General features: G+C 50.6%; 14 protein-coding genes and 1 pseudogene. 8 read left to right on the top strand and 7 right to left on the bottom strand.

Annotated elements, in window-relative coordinates; translation table 11 throughout:
* Positions 1 to 377: 377 nt before the first annotated feature.
* Entirely contained in the window at positions 378 to 1,502 is a 1,125-nt protein-coding gene (locus tag PVE98_RS11700) for a mechanosensitive ion channel family protein (protein WP_096073001.1), read from the bottom strand.
* Between the two features lie 95 nt (positions 1,503 to 1,597).
* Positions 1,598 to 2,332, bottom strand: a complete 735-nt coding sequence (locus PVE98_RS11695) for a flagellar brake protein (protein WP_096073002.1) — start codon at positions 2,330 to 2,332, stop codon at positions 1,598 to 1,600.
* 208 nt (positions 2,333 to 2,540) lie between these two features.
* Here PVE98_RS11695 and PVE98_RS11690 point away from each other — a divergent pair, with 208 nt between their 5' ends.
* The gene (locus PVE98_RS11690; RefSeq protein WP_033747725.1) at positions 2,541 to 2,789 is read left to right on the top strand and encodes a GlsB/YeaQ/YmgE family stress response membrane protein; all 249 of its coding nucleotides are present in this window, start codon (positions 2,541 to 2,543) and stop codon (positions 2,787 to 2,789) included.
* A 58-nt stretch (positions 2,790 to 2,847) separates the two neighbouring features.
* Here PVE98_RS11690 and PVE98_RS11685 read toward each other — a convergent pair whose 3' ends face one another.
* The gene (locus PVE98_RS11685; protein WP_096073003.1) at positions 2,848 to 4,950 is read right to left on the bottom strand and encodes a TonB-dependent siderophore receptor; all 2,103 of its coding nucleotides are present in this window, start codon (positions 4,948 to 4,950) and stop codon (positions 2,848 to 2,850) included.
* A gap of 169 nt (positions 4,951 to 5,119) precedes the next feature.
* Complete coding sequence (gene treA / locus PVE98_RS11680; RefSeq protein WP_033747721.1) at positions 5,120 to 6,805, bottom strand: alpha,alpha-trehalase TreA; 1,686 nt, start codon at positions 6,803 to 6,805, stop codon at positions 5,120 to 5,122.
* A gap of 201 nt (positions 6,806 to 7,006) precedes the next feature.
* On the opposite strand from treA, the gene ghrA reads away from it, so the two are divergent.
* The 3 genes and pseudogenes from ghrA (at position 7,007) to PVE98_RS11665 (ending at position 10,240) form a co-directional block, all read left to right on the top strand.
* Positions 7,007 to 7,948 (top strand): glyoxylate/hydroxypyruvate reductase GhrA, encoded by a 942-nt coding sequence (gene ghrA / locus PVE98_RS11675; RefSeq protein WP_096073004.1) that lies wholly within the window; start codon positions 7,007 to 7,009, stop codon positions 7,946 to 7,948.
* A 51-nt stretch (positions 7,949 to 7,999) separates the two neighbouring features.
* A pseudogene (locus PVE98_RS11670) lies at positions 8,000 to 8,410 on the top strand (PHP domain-containing protein); the annotation flags it as partial.
* Positions 8,411 to 8,425: 15 nt separating this feature from the next.
* Positions 8,426 to 10,240, top strand: a complete 1,815-nt coding sequence (locus PVE98_RS11665) for a recombinase family protein (RefSeq protein ID WP_287607104.1) — start codon at positions 8,426 to 8,428, stop codon at positions 10,238 to 10,240.
* A gap of 35 nt (positions 10,241 to 10,275) precedes the next feature.
* On the opposite strand, the gene PVE98_RS11660 is transcribed toward PVE98_RS11665, so the two are convergent.
* From PVE98_RS11660 to PVE98_RS11650, 3 genes are all read right to left on the bottom strand, one after another.
* Positions 10,276 to 10,842, bottom strand: coding sequence for a hypothetical protein (locus PVE98_RS11660; protein ID WP_407568508.1), 567 nt, complete (start codon positions 10,840 to 10,842; stop codon positions 10,276 to 10,278).
* 78 nt (positions 10,843 to 10,920) lie between these two features.
* A complete protein-coding gene (locus PVE98_RS11655) occupies positions 10,921 to 12,339 on the bottom strand; it encodes a DEAD/DEAH box helicase family protein (protein WP_287607109.1) in 1,419 nt (472 codons plus the stop codon).
* Positions 12,340 to 12,430: 91 nt separating this feature from the next.
* Complete coding sequence (locus PVE98_RS11650) at positions 12,431 to 12,598, bottom strand: hypothetical protein (RefSeq protein WP_287607111.1); 168 nt, start codon at positions 12,596 to 12,598, stop codon at positions 12,431 to 12,433.
* Between the two features lie 499 nt (positions 12,599 to 13,097).
* Between PVE98_RS11650 and PVE98_RS11645 the strand changes: the two genes are divergently transcribed.
* From PVE98_RS11645 to PVE98_RS11630, 4 genes are all read left to right on the top strand, one after another.
* The gene (locus PVE98_RS11645; protein WP_287607114.1) at positions 13,098 to 13,439 is read left to right on the top strand and encodes a hypothetical protein; all 342 of its coding nucleotides are present in this window, start codon (positions 13,098 to 13,100) and stop codon (positions 13,437 to 13,439) included.
* 9 nt (positions 13,440 to 13,448) lie between these two features.
* Positions 13,449 to 13,781 (top strand): hypothetical protein, encoded by a 333-nt coding sequence (locus PVE98_RS11640; protein WP_287607116.1) that lies wholly within the window; start codon positions 13,449 to 13,451, stop codon positions 13,779 to 13,781.
* Positions 13,782 to 14,014: 233 nt separating this feature from the next.
* Positions 14,015 to 14,401: a hypothetical protein gene (locus PVE98_RS11635; RefSeq protein ID WP_407568507.1), complete on the top strand. Its 387-nt coding sequence runs from the start codon at positions 14,015 to 14,017 to the stop codon at positions 14,399 to 14,401.
* A gap of 28 nt (positions 14,402 to 14,429) precedes the next feature.
* Positions 14,430 to 14,564 (top strand): hypothetical protein, encoded by a 135-nt coding sequence (locus PVE98_RS11630; protein WP_407568506.1) that lies wholly within the window; start codon positions 14,430 to 14,432, stop codon positions 14,562 to 14,564.
* The last annotated feature ends 1 nt before the right edge of the window (position 14,565 follow it).

Raw genomic sequence — 14,565 nt, 5'->3', positions numbered from 1 at the left:
AAAGGACTCACCGCGCATCTCACAGCCGCACTATAGCCAAAGGGAAAGGGCGCTTCGCCCGAAGAGCAAAGCATCCCGCGACAAGGATGTCGCGGGCCGAGCTGTCAAGGATGACGCTTTTTGCGTCTTTGCGATCGGGCGAAGCGCCCTTGACCTGGCACAGGCTCGCACGCAGCGAGCTAAATTAGCTGGGGAATCAGGGCGTTGAAAAACTGGAGCTGCTATAGCGGCAGAAGCAGGGGCAAGGACGTTTCGGCCGATCGCAAAGACGGCATAAAGCATCCCTGCGCCTCGGCGCGGGCCATCCCTGGCCCGCGACGCTTTGCTCTTCGGCCGAAACCTCCTTTCCCCTGAAGCAGCGGTGCGGTTTTGAGAAATCAGGCCCGCCGCGCCTCTTCCTCGTCATTATCCGCGCGCAGCATCTCCACCGGCGGAATGCGACCGCCGCTGAACTCCACCTGACGGATCGGGAAGGCGAAGCGCACGTCGCGCTGCTCCAGCGCCGCCATCAGCTGCAGGTTAATCTCCTGCTGAATATCCATATATTTGTTGTAGTCGGCGTCGAGCACGAAGTAGACCACCTCGAAGGTCAGCTTCGAATCCTCAAACGCGAAAAAATGCGCGCGGTCGAAGCGGGTCAGCTCGATGCCCTGAATAATCGACTTCACCAGATTGCTCACTTCGCGCACCTGTGCCGAAGGCGTGCCGTAGCTCAGGCCGAAGCGAAACACGATGCGCCGCTGCTGCATCCGCTTGTAGTTGTGGATGGTCTGCTGCAGCAGAATGGTATTGGAGCAGACGATCTGCTCGCCGCTCAGGCTGCGCAGGCGCGTGGTCTTCAGGCCAATATGCTCGATAGAGCCGGCGATATCCCCGAATACAATAAAATCGCCGTGCTCGAAAGGCTTATCGAAGCCGATCGCCAGCGAGGCGAAAACGTCACTCAGCACTGTCTGAATCGCCAGCGCGATGGCGATACCGCCCACGCCGAGACTCGCCACCAGGGCGGTAATATTGATGCCCATATTCGACAGAATGGCGAGCAGCATCATTACCCACACCACCACGCGCAGCAGAATACCGAGGATCACCGTGGTCACCGGATTGCGCACGTGCACCGGATCGCGCAGCAGATTATGCAGCCACAGCCGGATGCCGCAGTCGATCCACATGGCCAACTGCACGGCGAACGCGAGGAACCAGCCGTGAGAAATAAAGCCGTCCCAGCTGGCGGGCACGTCGACGAAACGCAGGGCGATCAGCAGCGAAAAGATCAGCAGCAGCAGCTGGCTGGTGCTGCGCAGGATCTCCACCAGAATCGAGGTGAAGCGCACGTGGCGCTGCTCGCTGTAGCGCGCGATGCGGCCGGAGATAAAGCGGATGGCGCTGCGCAACAGCCAGTAGATCACCAGCGTGCCCGCAACCACGATAGCGCTGTTGATCCAGAAAGTTTGATTCAGGAAAAGACGTTGAAAATAGCCGGATGAGAGCCAGTTTTCCATTGGGGAGTTTCTCCTTGCTGGGAGCCGGTTTAAAAAAGAGAGCAAGGAGAAGCATAGCCTGGATGCGCCGGGGGGCAGCGCAAATCACTGAAAAATTACTGAAAACGATTCGCTTTGTCGCGCGCCAGGCGCTCAAGGGCGAAAATAACCTGCTGCAGCTGACGCTCCTGCAACGGCTCGATGGCGGTAAAACGGAAGCTGAGACGCGGCGTGACGCGCGTTTCGTTTTTGCTGGTCACCACGCTGCGCTCGCCGATATGCAGCAGCTGCGCGCCGACCTCGAACTGACCATATTCGCCCAGCTCGACGTGCAGCTTTTTAAACTTATCGCCGCTGCTCAGGCCGTCCGGCAGCGCCTCGTCTACCAGCACGCCGATGCCGCCCAGCGACAGATCCTGCAGGCGGAAACGCACCTTCTTGCCGTTGGGCCACTCGCTGTGACAGTAAAAGATCGGATCGAGCGGCACGGAGATACGGAAAAACTCACGGCGCTGAATTTGCCACAGCAGGTCAGGCAGCGACGCGCTAAAGGCGGGCAACCCCTCGAAGGTGGTTCTCTCCAGCGACGCGAGGCTGAACTCTACCTTGGCGCCGTAGGTTTCAGCGAAGATGCTCACATCGTTGCAGGAAAGCACATACTCGTTGTCGAGATTATTGCTGCCGAGGTCGAAAACAATGCGATCCTCGTCGGCATCCAGCATACGGCTGATAAACTGACCGCGCGAAAAAGTGACCATTAAAGGCGTCTGAAATCGTAGCAAATCCTTTATCACGCCGAGAACCGCCAGCGTGCCACGTTTGAGATACTGTTCTTTGTCGGCTTCTTTCACTTACTGGCTCCAAAAGAGGGCAAATTTGCTGTTATCTGATGCTTTATTCTCTCTGCGTTATCGGCGGTGGGCGCGGAAGCTTTAGGTTTTTAAGTCAATTTTTGTCGCGGTTTATCCTGCATTAGAGAATTTCCGGTCTATACTTAGCTCTGTAATTCTCCTGATTAATCAGGCGGTCACAACCTAAACAAAAAGGAAGGAGTAGTAGATGGGTATCATTTCATGGATCATCTTTGGTTTAATCGCCGGTATTCTCGCTAAATGGATCATGCCTGGTAAAGATGGCGGTGGTTTTATCGTAACCGTTATTCTGGGTATCATCGGTGCGGTAGTCGGCGGCTGGATCAGTACCCTGTTTGGCTTCGGCCGAGTAGACGGCTTTAACTTCGGCAGCTTTGTGGTCGCGGTAATCGGTGCCCTTGTCGTGCTGTTTATCTACCGTAAAGTCCGTAGCTAATACGCATAGCGTAAGAACTGCAACGGGACGACTTTGTCGTCCCGTTTTACTTTCCCCGCTAGAAATCGTATCCCACCGACACCAGCAGCGAACGCTCCGCGCCCCAGTAGCAGTAGCCCGTGCCGTAACAGGCGGCCACATAGTGACGATCGGTCAGGTTATTCGCGTTGACCTGCAGCCACGCGCCGCGTAGCGCGCTGTTCCAGACGCCGAGGTCGGCGCGCACCGAGGCGTCGAACAGCGTCACCGACGGCACGCGACGGCTGTTCTCATTGTCCGCCCACTGTTTGCCGATATAGCGCACGCCTGCGCCCGCGCTGATGCCGGCGTCAAACTGATAGTGGCCCCAGAACGATGCCATGCTGTTCGGCGTCACGTAAGGCGTGTGGCCATCATTGCCGTCCAGCGTCTCCTTATAGCGCAGGTGGTTAAGCGTATAGCCCGCCACCGTGCTCAGACGCGGCGTCAGCTGATTGCGCGCCTCCAGCTCGATGCCCTGCGAATGCACTTTGCCGGTCGGTGTATAGGTGGAGTCGACGATATTGCGCGTGGCGACATCTTTCTGCGTCAGATCGTAGAGCGCCAGGGTATAGAGATCGCGCGTGCCTGCTGGCTGATATTTTATGCCCGTCTCATATTGTTCCGAGGTGGTCGGCTGCAACAGGTTGCCGTCGGTGCCGGTCAGCGCGGTCGGCGTAATCGCCTGGCTGTAGCTCACATAGGGCGAGACGCCGTTGTCGAAGGCGTAGAGCAGTGCCGCGCGCCCGCTGACGTGATCGTCCTGCCGACGCGCCGTGCCGCTGTTGTCGGCAACGATGCGGTCGTAGCGGCCGGAGAGATCGAGATGCCAGCGATCCCACGTCATCTCATCCTGCAGGTAGAGGCCGGTCTGGTAGTAGCGGCGCGTCTCGCGCGTCCAGCTATAGTCCGGCATCGGCCCGAGCGCCGCGCCGGTATCGGCGTTGAGCGCGCTGGCCTCGCCGCCCGCGTCGCTTAAATCGTTCTTGTAACGGTGATACTCCGCGCCGATCGACAGGCGATGCGCCAGCTCGCCGGTGTCGAACTCCGCCGTAACGCGGTTATCCGTCGCCCAGGCAGAGAGCGACGAGCGCTCGCCAGAGTAGTAGCGGTTAAGGATAGCGCTGCCGGGCGACTGCCAGCCGACCTGATAAACCTGGTCTAGATCGACGTTGGAGTGGCTGTAGCTGCCGGTCGAGGAAAACGACCAGACGTCGCTAAAGCGGTGCTGGAAATCATAGCTGTAGATCTGCTCGCGCCGCTTGAACTGGTCAAGGGAGGGATCGCCGTCGTAAAAACCGGTGCTGAGCTTCGCGCCGTTGTGGGCGCTCAGCGCGCCGTCGCCCGGCACCGAGCCGTGATAGCCGCCCGACGGATCTTTTTGCAGATAGGCGCGCAGCAGCAGCTGCGTATCTTCCGTAGGCTGCCACATCAGCTGCGGCATCAGCGCGTACTTCTCCTCGCGCGTATGGTCATACTGGGTATCGCTGTTGCGCGTCATGCCGGTCAGGCGAAACGCCCACTCGTTGTTGATGGCGTTGGTGTAGTCGAACGCCGCGCCGCGCGTATCCTGGGTGCCGGCCGTCAGCCGGAAGTGGCCCGCTTCGCTGAACTGCGGGCGGCGCGTGGTCTGGTTCACCAGCCCGCCCGGCACCGTCTGGCCGTACAGCGCAGAAGAGGGGCCTTTAATCACGTCGACGCGCTCCAGAAACCAGGGATCGACCTGCAAAACGTTATAGCTGCCGCCGTCGCTCATCAGGCGCAGACCGTCGAGGAAGGTATTATCCACGTCGCCGCCGTGGAAGCCGCGCAGCGAAATGGTGTCGTAGCGGGTCGCCGCGCCGCCGAAGTTGGAGAAAACTCCTGGCGTATAGTTCAGCACCTGATTGAGATCGATCGCGCCCTGATCGTCGATCTGCTGGCGGGTAATCACCGAGACCGACTGCGGCGTCGTGAGCAGCGGGCGATCGCTTTTGGTGGCGCCTGCGCTGGTGGTAGCGAGATAGCCCTGGGTTGGGCCGTCGGCGCTCTCCTGCGGCGAGGCGGTCACCGTCAGCGTGTCGGCCGCCAGGCTGGCGGCGGGCAGAGCGATCGCCAGCGCGCACAGCAGCGCGCAGCGGTGAGGGGGAAACGGCAGCGTCATGTCCTGTCCTTGTTCGGTCCGCCTCAGCAGGCGGTACATGTATGATAAAGATTCTCAAAATCAGAGTGAGAATTATTATCAATATGTGAAAAATGTTTCAAGGTTTGTTGAACAGGAGAAGGCAAAAAAGAAAACGAAGGGCCGATAGCGGCCCTTCGTCTGGGGAAGGTTACTTCGTTGTCGCCGCGGCCTGAGGAATATCCTGCGCGCTGTTGCAGGTTTTCTCTTTCGGACAGTACTTATCGAGCAGCATCAGCGTCACGCCGTTGGTCCAGCCGAAGCCGTCCTGCAGCGGATATTCGCCGCCGCCGCCGCCGCCGAGGTTCGGCCCGTCGACCACATACTTCTCGACCAGCTTATGCTCTTTATCGTAGGTGGTCTGCACGTTCTGCAGGAAGCGCATGCCGACCTGCTGCGCCAGCTGCGGCTTGTTGTAGTGCTCCAGACCTTCTACCGCCACCCACTGCAGCGGCGCCCAGCCGTTAGGAGCGTCCCACTGCTGGCCGTTGTTCACCGTAGTGGTGAGCAGACCGCCCGCTTTCAGCAGCTGTTTCTCTACCGCCGAGGCGGTGCGATCGGCCTGCTTGTCGCTGGCCAGCTGCATATAGAGCGGGAAGAGCGCTGCGGCGGTCAGCTGCGGGCTGGCCTGGCGCGTTTTGCTGTCGTAGTCGGCGTACCAGCCCTGTTTCTCATCCCACAGATAGCGGTTCACCGCCGCCTGGCGCTTCTCCGCCAGATCGGCGAACTGCTTCGCCTTATCCTGCTGCTTATCGAGGCGATAGGCTTTGGCCAGCGTTTGCTCCAGATGGAATATCAGGCTGTTGAGATCGACAGGCGCCAGCTGAGTGGTGCGGATCGAGGCGAGGTTATGCGCGTCGCTGAACCAGCGCGAGCTGAAATCCCAGCCGGACGCGGCGCCGGCACGCAGATCGCGGTAGAGTTCGCCTTTGTCGCGCTGCGGCGCTTTTTTCGCGGTATTGACGTCATCCAGCCAGGATTCAGTGCGCGGCGCGTCGCGCGCGTCCCAGTAGCGGTTAAGCACGGTGCCGTCCGCCAGCTTGATCACGCGCTTGCTCGCCTGACCGGCGGCGACGCTATCGCTGTCCGCCATCCAGTAGTCATACTCTTTCTGCAGCTGCGGCAGATATTTGGTGTAGGCCGCGTCGCCTTCGTGCGTCGCCAGCAGATCAACCATCAGGCTAAAGAAAGGCGGCTGCGAGCGGCTGAGGTAGTAGCTGCGGTTGCCGTTGGGAATATGGCCGTAGGTATCCAGCTCCCACGCGAAGTTATCCACCATATCCTGCACGCGATCCCAGTGGCCGCTCTCGGCCAGGCCGAGCATGGTGAAATAGCTGTCCCAGTAATAAACCTCGCGGAAGCGGCCGCCCGGCACCACATAGGGTTTCGGCAGCGGCAGCAGCGAATCGTAGCGCCCGGCGCTTTTGGCGGTGCGCGTCAGCACCGGCCACAGGCCGTCGATATGCGCGCGCAGGCTCTGGCCAGCGGGCGGCACATATTTCTCGCCTGCGGCGGGCAGAGTAAAGTTGCTGGCGACAAAACGCTTCAGATCGAAATTGCGCTGATTCTTTTGCATCTGCCAGTCTGCCAGAATCGATGCGGGATCGAACTTCGGCACCGCGTCGGCGAAGGTTTTCTGGTCGGGATAGAACTGCGCCTGCTGCACCGCGTTAAATAATGGACCCAGCCGAACATCCGGCGGCTGCGGCTGGCTGCTGAGCATACGTGAGTTATCGTCTGCGTGCGCCGTCAGCGCAGGCAGACCCAGCAGCAGAGTCAGCAGCACTGGCGCGACTCCCTGACGCCCGACAGGCGCGGTTACGACAGTTTTCTTCATCGGTTTTTCTCCTTGTCCGAAAGGCGGCCGCGCGTAACGCATTGACCACTCAAACAACTTTAGTCGCAATCTGACAACGTGGCGCGACGACGCTGCGGAAATGTGAAGCAGACCAGGCGTGAGCATGGCGGCGGGGTGGCGGTTTTTGCTTGCCCTGGCGCCGCTTTTGCCGGAGGCTGAGGGCAAAAAACGAGGATTAAGATGGATATTATCTGGTATCACCCGACTCAGGACGGCGAGATCTGGCTGGCGGGCATGCGGCGGCGTCTGCCGCAGGCGCGGGTCCGGCGCTGGCAGCCCGGCGACGACGCGCCCGCCGATTACGCTATTCTGTGGCAGCCGCCGCGCGAGATGCTGGCGCATCGCGCCGGACTGCGGGGCGTATTCGTGATGGGCGCGGGCGTAGACGATATCCTCGGCCGGCTGGCGCGCTATCCCGATATGCTGCCGCCGTCGGTGCCGCTGGTCCGCCTGGAAGATAGCGGCATGGCGCGGCAGATGCAGGAGTATGCGCTTTACTGCGTGCTCGGCTGGTTCCGCCGCTTCGACGACTACGCCAGACAGCAGCAGCAGGCGCAGTGGCAGCCTTTGCCGACGACGACGCGCGAGAGGTTCAGCGTCGGCGTGCTCGGCGCGGGCGTGCTGGGGCAGAGCGTGATCGAGGCGCTGCGGCCCTGGGGCTTTCCGCTGCGCGTCTGGAGCCGAACGCCGAAGCACATCCCGGGCGTCGAGAGCTTTGCCGGACGCGAGAGCCTCGACGAATTTCTGCGCGGCGCGCAGGTGGCGATCAATCTGCTGCCCACCACGCCGGAAACCCTCAACCTGTTTGACGCGCGCACCCTGAGTCAGCTGCCGCAGCACGCCTGTTTCCTCAATATGGCGCGCGGCGCGCAGGTAGTGGAGGCGGATCTGCTGGCGGCGCTGGAGAGCGGGCAGCTGCGCGCCGCCGCGCTCGACGTGTTCCAGCAGGAGCCGCTGCCGCAGGAGAATCCGCTGTGGCGTCATCCGCGCGTCACCGTGACCCCGCATATTGCGGCATTGACCCTGCCGGATGAGGCGATGGACGCCATTACGCGCGCCATCGGCGCCATCGAGTCGGGCGAACGGCCCTCGGGCTGCGTCGATCGCCAGCGCGGCTATTGAATTCCGGTTAACTTACTGGCCGCCCGAGCGGGCGGCAGAGAGGAGAAAATAATGTACCCCGTTGATTTGCATATGCATACCGTCGCCAGTACTCATGCCTACAGCACGCTGCACGACTACGTCGCGCAGGCGAAAAACAACGGCATCAGGCTGTTCGCCATTACCGATCACGGCCCCGATATGGCCGACGCGCCGCACTACTGGCACTTCGTCAATATGAAAATCTGGCCGCGCGTCATCGACGGCGTCGGCATTTTGCGCGGTATTGAGGCCAATATTAAAAATCAGCAGGGCGAAATCGACTGCTCCGGCCCGATGCTCGGCTCGCTGGACCTGATTATCGCCGGCTTTCACGAGCCGGTTTACGCGCCGCGCGACAAGAGCCATCACACCGATGCGATGATCGCCACCATGGCGAACGGCGTGGCGCATATCATCAGCCATCCGGTCAACCCGAAATTCAAAAGTGAACACTAAATGAAAAGTAAGCTGTTTTCATACATACGTTGGTCAAGTGCCGTGCAGGGGAAGAACGGCGGGACGACTGAAGAACGCCAGTTAGAGGGTGCAAGAAGGTATGCTCTTAAACATGGCTATGAACTGGTCACTATGATCGACGCTGGCGTTTCTGCGTTCCGTGGAAGAAATGCAGCACGAGCGTCTAACAGTACTTCCAAAGTAGGTGAGTTAGGTAAGTTCATAGATGCCGTAGAAGAAGGGCTGATACCAAGAGATTCAGTACTCTATGTAGAGAGCCAGGATCGCATATCAAGAAGCGACATAATTACTGCAAACAAACTGTTCCTTCAGTTGCTTGATTTAGGGATAACCATAGTTACAGGTATAGATGAAAGAAGTTATTCAAAGGAATCGGTAAACACGAATCCCTTCGACCTGATGTACTCGATAATGTTGTTCAGTAGGGCCAATGAAGAGTCCAATACTAAAAAGAATAGGGTGGAGGATAATGCTTTAGAAAGGATTAAAAGATTCAAATCTGGACTGCCTACAACAATCAAAAGTGTTGGTTCTCATCCATTCTGGATAGATGCAAGTACTACATATGATGAGCAAGTACGCAAACATCCTCAGTACTGGCAGATAGCACAGTACGCTATGGAACTCTTCTTAGAAGGGACTTCTGCCTTCAAGGTTTGCAAAGAACTTAATACGAAATTTCCTGAAGGCTGGAAAGGTAAAATGTGGTCAGTGCCAAATGTGCGAAAGTTACGTACCAATCCGGCCGTATATGGATTACGTATCTTAAACGTCAAAGGTATCGAATATAAGCTTGAGGGTTACTATCCACCTCTGATTACAGAAGCAGAATTTGCACGGTTACAGGATATTCAGCAAAACAACAAGTACATAACTACAGGCGAAAAAAACCAGATAAATTTGATGGCGGGTCTTCGACTTTTCAGATGTGGTCATTGTGGCTCTACCATGATGGCAATGAGGCATAAAGATACAATTAGATACCTCTGTGAGAAAGGTAGGGCTGCTGGCAACTTAAAAAGTAAAGATGATAAGCTTAAGAAATTAAAAGGCTGTCGTACTTGGTCATTGAGTGGGGATTTAGTAGAGCATACCTTAATGTATGCTGTCACATACGCTTTCATCTATAAGAATAAAGACAACAAAGAAAAAGTAGATTACGAAGCACAAATAAATGCAACCAAAGAGAAGATTCTTTCCGTGACGGCAAGAATTACTAACCTGACTGAGTTGATAAGTGCTGGCTTAGGAAATGTAGCTGAAGTTGTTGAAAGTATCAAAAAGTTAAATGAAGAAAGACAAGTACTAAACTTACATCTCGATAAACTACAGCAAAATAACCTTCTTCAAAAGAGTAACCACTTTGAAGAACTTATGATGAACTACTTTGAAACTATTCAATGGCCGATTATTGAAACAGTTGATCATCCAGAAAGGGTCAAGATTAGAGAAATCGTTAGAAGTACTATAGATAAAGCCGTAGTTTGGAAGATAGATAAGAAGATAACGATTTATTACGTTACCAAAGATGGTACTGATTTCACCTTTGAAGCAGGGGATGAAAAGGATGAATGGCGTTTCTACTTTGGTATGCCTGATTTAGTGAAGCGATCAGATAATTTTGAGCAAGCTAAACAAGCATTAGAAATGAACAATGAACTCTTTGATAAGATACTTGCACTCAAGAATCAAGAGGCTGAAGCAGCAGGTAATGCACTCAAAACAGTAATTAAAGCACTACAGGTAGTTGGTTATCCAGCAATAGACGGTAAGTTATTCTGGCCTCGCAAATAACGAAAAAGCCAGTACTATAAAGTACTGGCTTCTTTTTAATCTAATTTGGTTTCACGTCCTGCTTCAACATCACTGATAATGATACTAATCCATTGTTCCAAAGCTTCAATAATTTCTGAGGTTAATTCTGTATCCATAAGTGCGTACTGCAAATGATCAATTTTACCGAGTTGCCATGCACGATGTGCCTCTTCTGGGGTACTGAATAATCCCAAGTGCGTTTGCTTTCCATTGATTTTACAATGTGCCTGGTATGGGTTTTTACTACTCTTCGAAGTGCTAACACCTAAAGGAAGTACTACAGAGTTATCAGCATTACCACGACTGTTTGATTTTTTACCTCTCAATATATTATTGACGTGGGCTGGAACGAACATACAGGTATCAGCACTATAAAGATTAGAGTAGGGTACTTTTAGATCCTTATCCAAATGCCAATTTGGTTTGTAGCCTTGCATGAAATTAGCAATGTATAATTCGCGGTTGTTGATCCATGCAGTATCAATAGCAATGTGCTGATAGTTCTTATTAGCTTTGCAGCGAAGTACCATAGAGTTATATGCACGTACTGCTTTATCACGAAGGGTGAGTTTTCTTTTCATATGAAATCCTTTTCATAGTTATGTTTTAATCTTCTGTACTATTTATGGCAAGTCATCCATGAAGTGCCTGAAATATAGTTATTTTTTGTTGTTTAGTTTAGTTTGGAACTTTTCAAATTGTGCTTTTATGTAATTTGAAAGTTCTTCATTGAGTTTGATTCTTTCAATTAATTCCTCAAGTCCATTAAAGTTATCTGTGCGTTTACATTTTAACTTAAATGCATTCCATGCTTTTTGTTGGGCTTCATCTAACTTAGGTGTAGGGCCAGGTTTAGTAGCTTCTGTATGTTTGACTTCCAAGTTAACATATGTTGGGTTATCTGAAAGGTACAATGCTTGATCTTCACTTAGTACATATATCACCATCTTGGTATCAATATCTCTGTGTCTAATAACGCCACGAGAACAATATTGATGCATTACTTCAAATTCCCTTTCAGTCTTTATATCAAGACTGCTAAATTGGAATAGTTTCTTATAAGCCACTAATTCAATAGGTGATGCATTCATGCAGCTAAAAAACACTGCTGTTTGATAATTCATCAAACTGTTAACACCACGTAGTAATGGTGGGTAGCATTCACCGGCTAATTCAGGGCAATCAATGTTTTCAGTATAATAAAATTCTTTCTCATTTTTATTAATGTAACTTACAGCTTTAGATGTAATTTTTAATCCTTCTTGGCTTTCGGTGAAAGCTTTAGTTAATCCAAATTTCAAACTGGTGTTTGGTACAAAAAAACGAACATCTAAACGGCTCTTGTCAATATCTGGTTTGCCTTTGAAATCCACCTTTTGAAAGTGCTGAGAGTTATGTTTATAGAGTAAGGAAGCCTCGAAATTATTAGCCATAAAAATCATTTCATGGTTCTCATATACTGATAAATCGTGCCATCCAATTAAAGTAATGTAACGCTTCTGCTTGTCTGAAACTGGCGGGTTGTTAACATAATCTTTGTTAACTGCTAATTTGTTAAAGTTCCTCATTAGTAGAGTTATACTATCAATTATTTTAATAACATCATCACTCATTTCATTAGTAACTTCTTTTATCTTTACTTCATTGAAATCCTCATTAACTTGCTTCATGGTTTCAAAGATTTGATTGCTATAAATCTTTGACCATTCTTCATAATCTGCTGAAGATATACCGGAAAAGTAGTTTTTAGAAAACTGAATGCAATCATCCATCCATGTTTTAGCTTTAAGTGTTTCGCTTGGTTCAAGGAGATAAAACATTGCTTCTGTGATTAGCAGCACTCTAACATTAGGATCACGTAAAGCAGCACGAATATCTCTTAGTAGGTTTCCATTTTTAGTTTCAGTATTGAGTACTTTAACGTGTTCACTGATTATAGATAATGCTTTGTAAGTTTCTTCCTGTAGTTTGATAGTTGGTTGAACTATCAAATGTTTGACATTCATATGAGTAGTTAGTACTTCATTAATCATGTAGTGCGTTTTACCAGAGCCTGGCTGTGTATCAATGTATTGCATTTTAAATTCCTTTTTGTTTTTTACTGTTTGAATTATTTATCGCAGACGAACAAAAACCCTCAATAATGAGAGTTTTTTGCAGTTTTTGAATTTATTTGTGGTTTTTAATTGATTCTTCGATGAGTGATTGAATTGCTGCTGACATAGAGCGATAACCAAATCTTTCAGTTAGTACTTCCAGATGCTCACGCTGTTCAGTAGTGATACGGCAGGCAATGCGTTCAATTTTTATCTCGTGTTCGTTTGAATTCCTGTTCATGTTTGACTCCTTTGTTTAATATTAGTATAGGACATAAAATTTTTCTGTTTCAGGATTATTTGTAGTATTTATGGTTGTTCTGATTAAAACGCATTGAAATGAATAAATGCGGGTTAGGAGTTGAGTATATAAAAATGTCGAAATCGCACACACGAATTGTCGAATAATTCCTTTAAATATTTCTTAAAGAGACTTTTCGACATAAATTAAAAACGACTACATTTCTTGTTGTACGAGCGACAGCGAGAACAACGAGAGATGTAAGAGAAGAGGGATGTAATCCCTCTTTGAATGTTGAAACCTATATAGATAGATTGACGTAGGTGTTTCCCTGACAGGAAACCCCAACGGCTTTTGTTAGTACATCTCGCTGACGCTCACTGTACTAACAACGCATTTTTTTGATTTGTACTTGATAGGTACTGAATTGCTTTCGCTTTTCATATGTACAACTCAAAGACACCCACTCAATGGACAACTACTCAAAAAAGGAATTCAAATGAGAGAATTAGATATTACCCTCAGTAATGGGGTGTTTACATATGAGAGCAAAACAGAACTTATTACAATGGATCATGGACTCAGTTATGTGGTTTGCCATGCAGTATATGGAGAGATCCGCATAGAGAAATGCAAAAAAAGGGGACAGGAACCAGATGTATTAGAAACAAATATACTTGAACTGCCTATTGATGACGATACTGACTGGAGGGATTACGCATTTAATATTAGTACCATAAATGGAATTGATACTGATTGGTTGAGAATTGTTGTAAGGGATCTCTTTCGCTTCATTGACTACATCAATACATACATAAAAGTACTCCCAAGAAAGTACTGAGGAATAACTATGGCTTCTTACAAAGCAATAATTTTAATAGTACTGCTTTCTGTCTTTTCTGGATGGAAAGCAAATACGTACTACACAGGTTATGAAATGAACCTCGAAAAAAACGTTACTGCATCTATCAAAAAAGAGATCAGTGATATGCAGTACCAACAAGCAGAACAACTAAGTGCAAAACTCAATGAATTAAAAGAGCAAGATTTTAAGGTACTCAAGGAATCACAGACGATCATTGAACGGCCTATCTACTCACAGCAATGTATTGATCAAGACGGCATAGAGCTACTGAAGCGGTACAAGGAGGCAAGCAATGCGATACGCAATCAGAAGCCTTAAGGCGGTACTCATCGCAGTTGCTCTACTACTGACTGCCTGTAGCAATCCAGTACAAGTAGCCCCTGTAATCGAACAGCAAGCACTTCTACAGCCATGCAGTATAGACACACCTATACCTACAGATACTACCGGCAAAGCCCTCATGCAAGCCCTGATTGAGTACCAGAGCCTCTATAACGAATGTGCCTCACGGAATGATGCACTGATCCAGACCATAAAAGGACTTAGAGAATATGACAAAAAAGTATGATTCGAAATTTGAACAACAAATAGATAAGCAGTTTCCGCAGTTAGAGTACCATCCTGAAAATACTATCCAGTACACAATACCTTCCCGATACGAGCCAGATTTTAAGTATTGCACTGATACTAAAACATACCTCATTGAATCAAAGGGCAGATTCCGTACCAGTACTGAAGCCGCCAAATACAAACATGTACGTGAGGTACTTCCTGCTAACCATGAAATTGTATTTGTATTCATGAAAGCTAATACGCCAATGCCTAATGCCAAAAAACGAAAAGACGGTACTAAGCAGACACAAGAAGAATGGGCTGCTAAAAATGGGTTTCGTTTCTTTTACACTCATAACCTAAAGGAATTGATAAATACTCCGTGATATTAAAATAACAAACGGAGTTTATAAAATGGATGAATACGAATACGAAGATGATTTTGAAGATACATACTACCTACCTGACAGTAATGATGAATTAACAGGAGAATTAGGATGGACTGACGAAGCAGTTCATAACTACAACTTTTACATGGATTACAACTGAT

The sequence above is a fragment of the Pantoea sp. GABEPS69 genome, assembly GCF_045780835.1.
Taxonomy (GTDB): Bacteria; Pseudomonadota; Gammaproteobacteria; order Enterobacterales; family Enterobacteriaceae; genus Pantoea; species Pantoea septica.
The sequence above is the reverse complement of the archived record's forward strand: the minus strand, read 5'-3'. Positions and strand labels throughout refer to the sequence as shown.

What these genes read in the sequence shown, in the direction of transcription:
- PVE98_RS11685 (WP_096073003.1), bottom strand. Translation starts at nt 4,950, where the DNA reads ATGACGCTGCCGTTTCCCCCTCACCGCTGCGCGCTGCTGTGCGCGCTG.
- PVE98_RS11660 (WP_407568508.1), bottom strand. Translation starts at nt 10,842, where the DNA reads ATGAAAAGAAAACTCACCCTTCGTGATAAAGCAGTACGTGCATATAAC.
- PVE98_RS11635 (WP_407568507.1), top strand. Translation starts at nt 14,015, where the DNA reads ATGACAAAAAAGTATGATTCGAAATTTGAACAACAAATAGATAAGCAG.
- PVE98_RS11690 (WP_033747725.1), top strand. Translation starts at nt 2,541, where the DNA reads ATGGGTATCATTTCATGGATCATCTTTGGTTTAATCGCCGGTATTCTC.
- PVE98_RS11700 (WP_096073001.1), bottom strand. Translation starts at nt 1,502, where the DNA reads ATGGAAAACTGGCTCTCATCCGGCTATTTTCAACGTCTTTTCCTGAAT.
- treA (WP_033747721.1), bottom strand. Translation starts at nt 6,805, where the DNA reads ATGAAGAAAACTGTCGTAACCGCGCCTGTCGGGCGTCAGGGAGTCGCG.
- PVE98_RS11645 (WP_287607114.1), top strand. Translation starts at nt 13,098, where the DNA reads ATGAGAGAATTAGATATTACCCTCAGTAATGGGGTGTTTACATATGAG.
- PVE98_RS11665 (WP_287607104.1), top strand. Translation starts at nt 8,426, where the DNA reads ATGAAAAGTAAGCTGTTTTCATACATACGTTGGTCAAGTGCCGTGCAG.
- PVE98_RS11640 (WP_287607116.1), top strand. Translation starts at nt 13,449, where the DNA reads ATGGCTTCTTACAAAGCAATAATTTTAATAGTACTGCTTTCTGTCTTT.
- PVE98_RS11630 (WP_407568506.1), top strand. Translation starts at nt 14,430, where the DNA reads ATGGATGAATACGAATACGAAGATGATTTTGAAGATACATACTACCTA.
- PVE98_RS11655 (WP_287607109.1), bottom strand. Translation starts at nt 12,339, where the DNA reads ATGCAATACATTGATACACAGCCAGGCTCTGGTAAAACGCACTACATG.
- PVE98_RS11650 (WP_287607111.1), bottom strand. Translation starts at nt 12,598, where the DNA reads ATGAACAGGAATTCAAACGAACACGAGATAAAAATTGAACGCATTGCC.
- ghrA (WP_096073004.1), top strand. Translation starts at nt 7,007, where the DNA reads ATGGATATTATCTGGTATCACCCGACTCAGGACGGCGAGATCTGGCTG.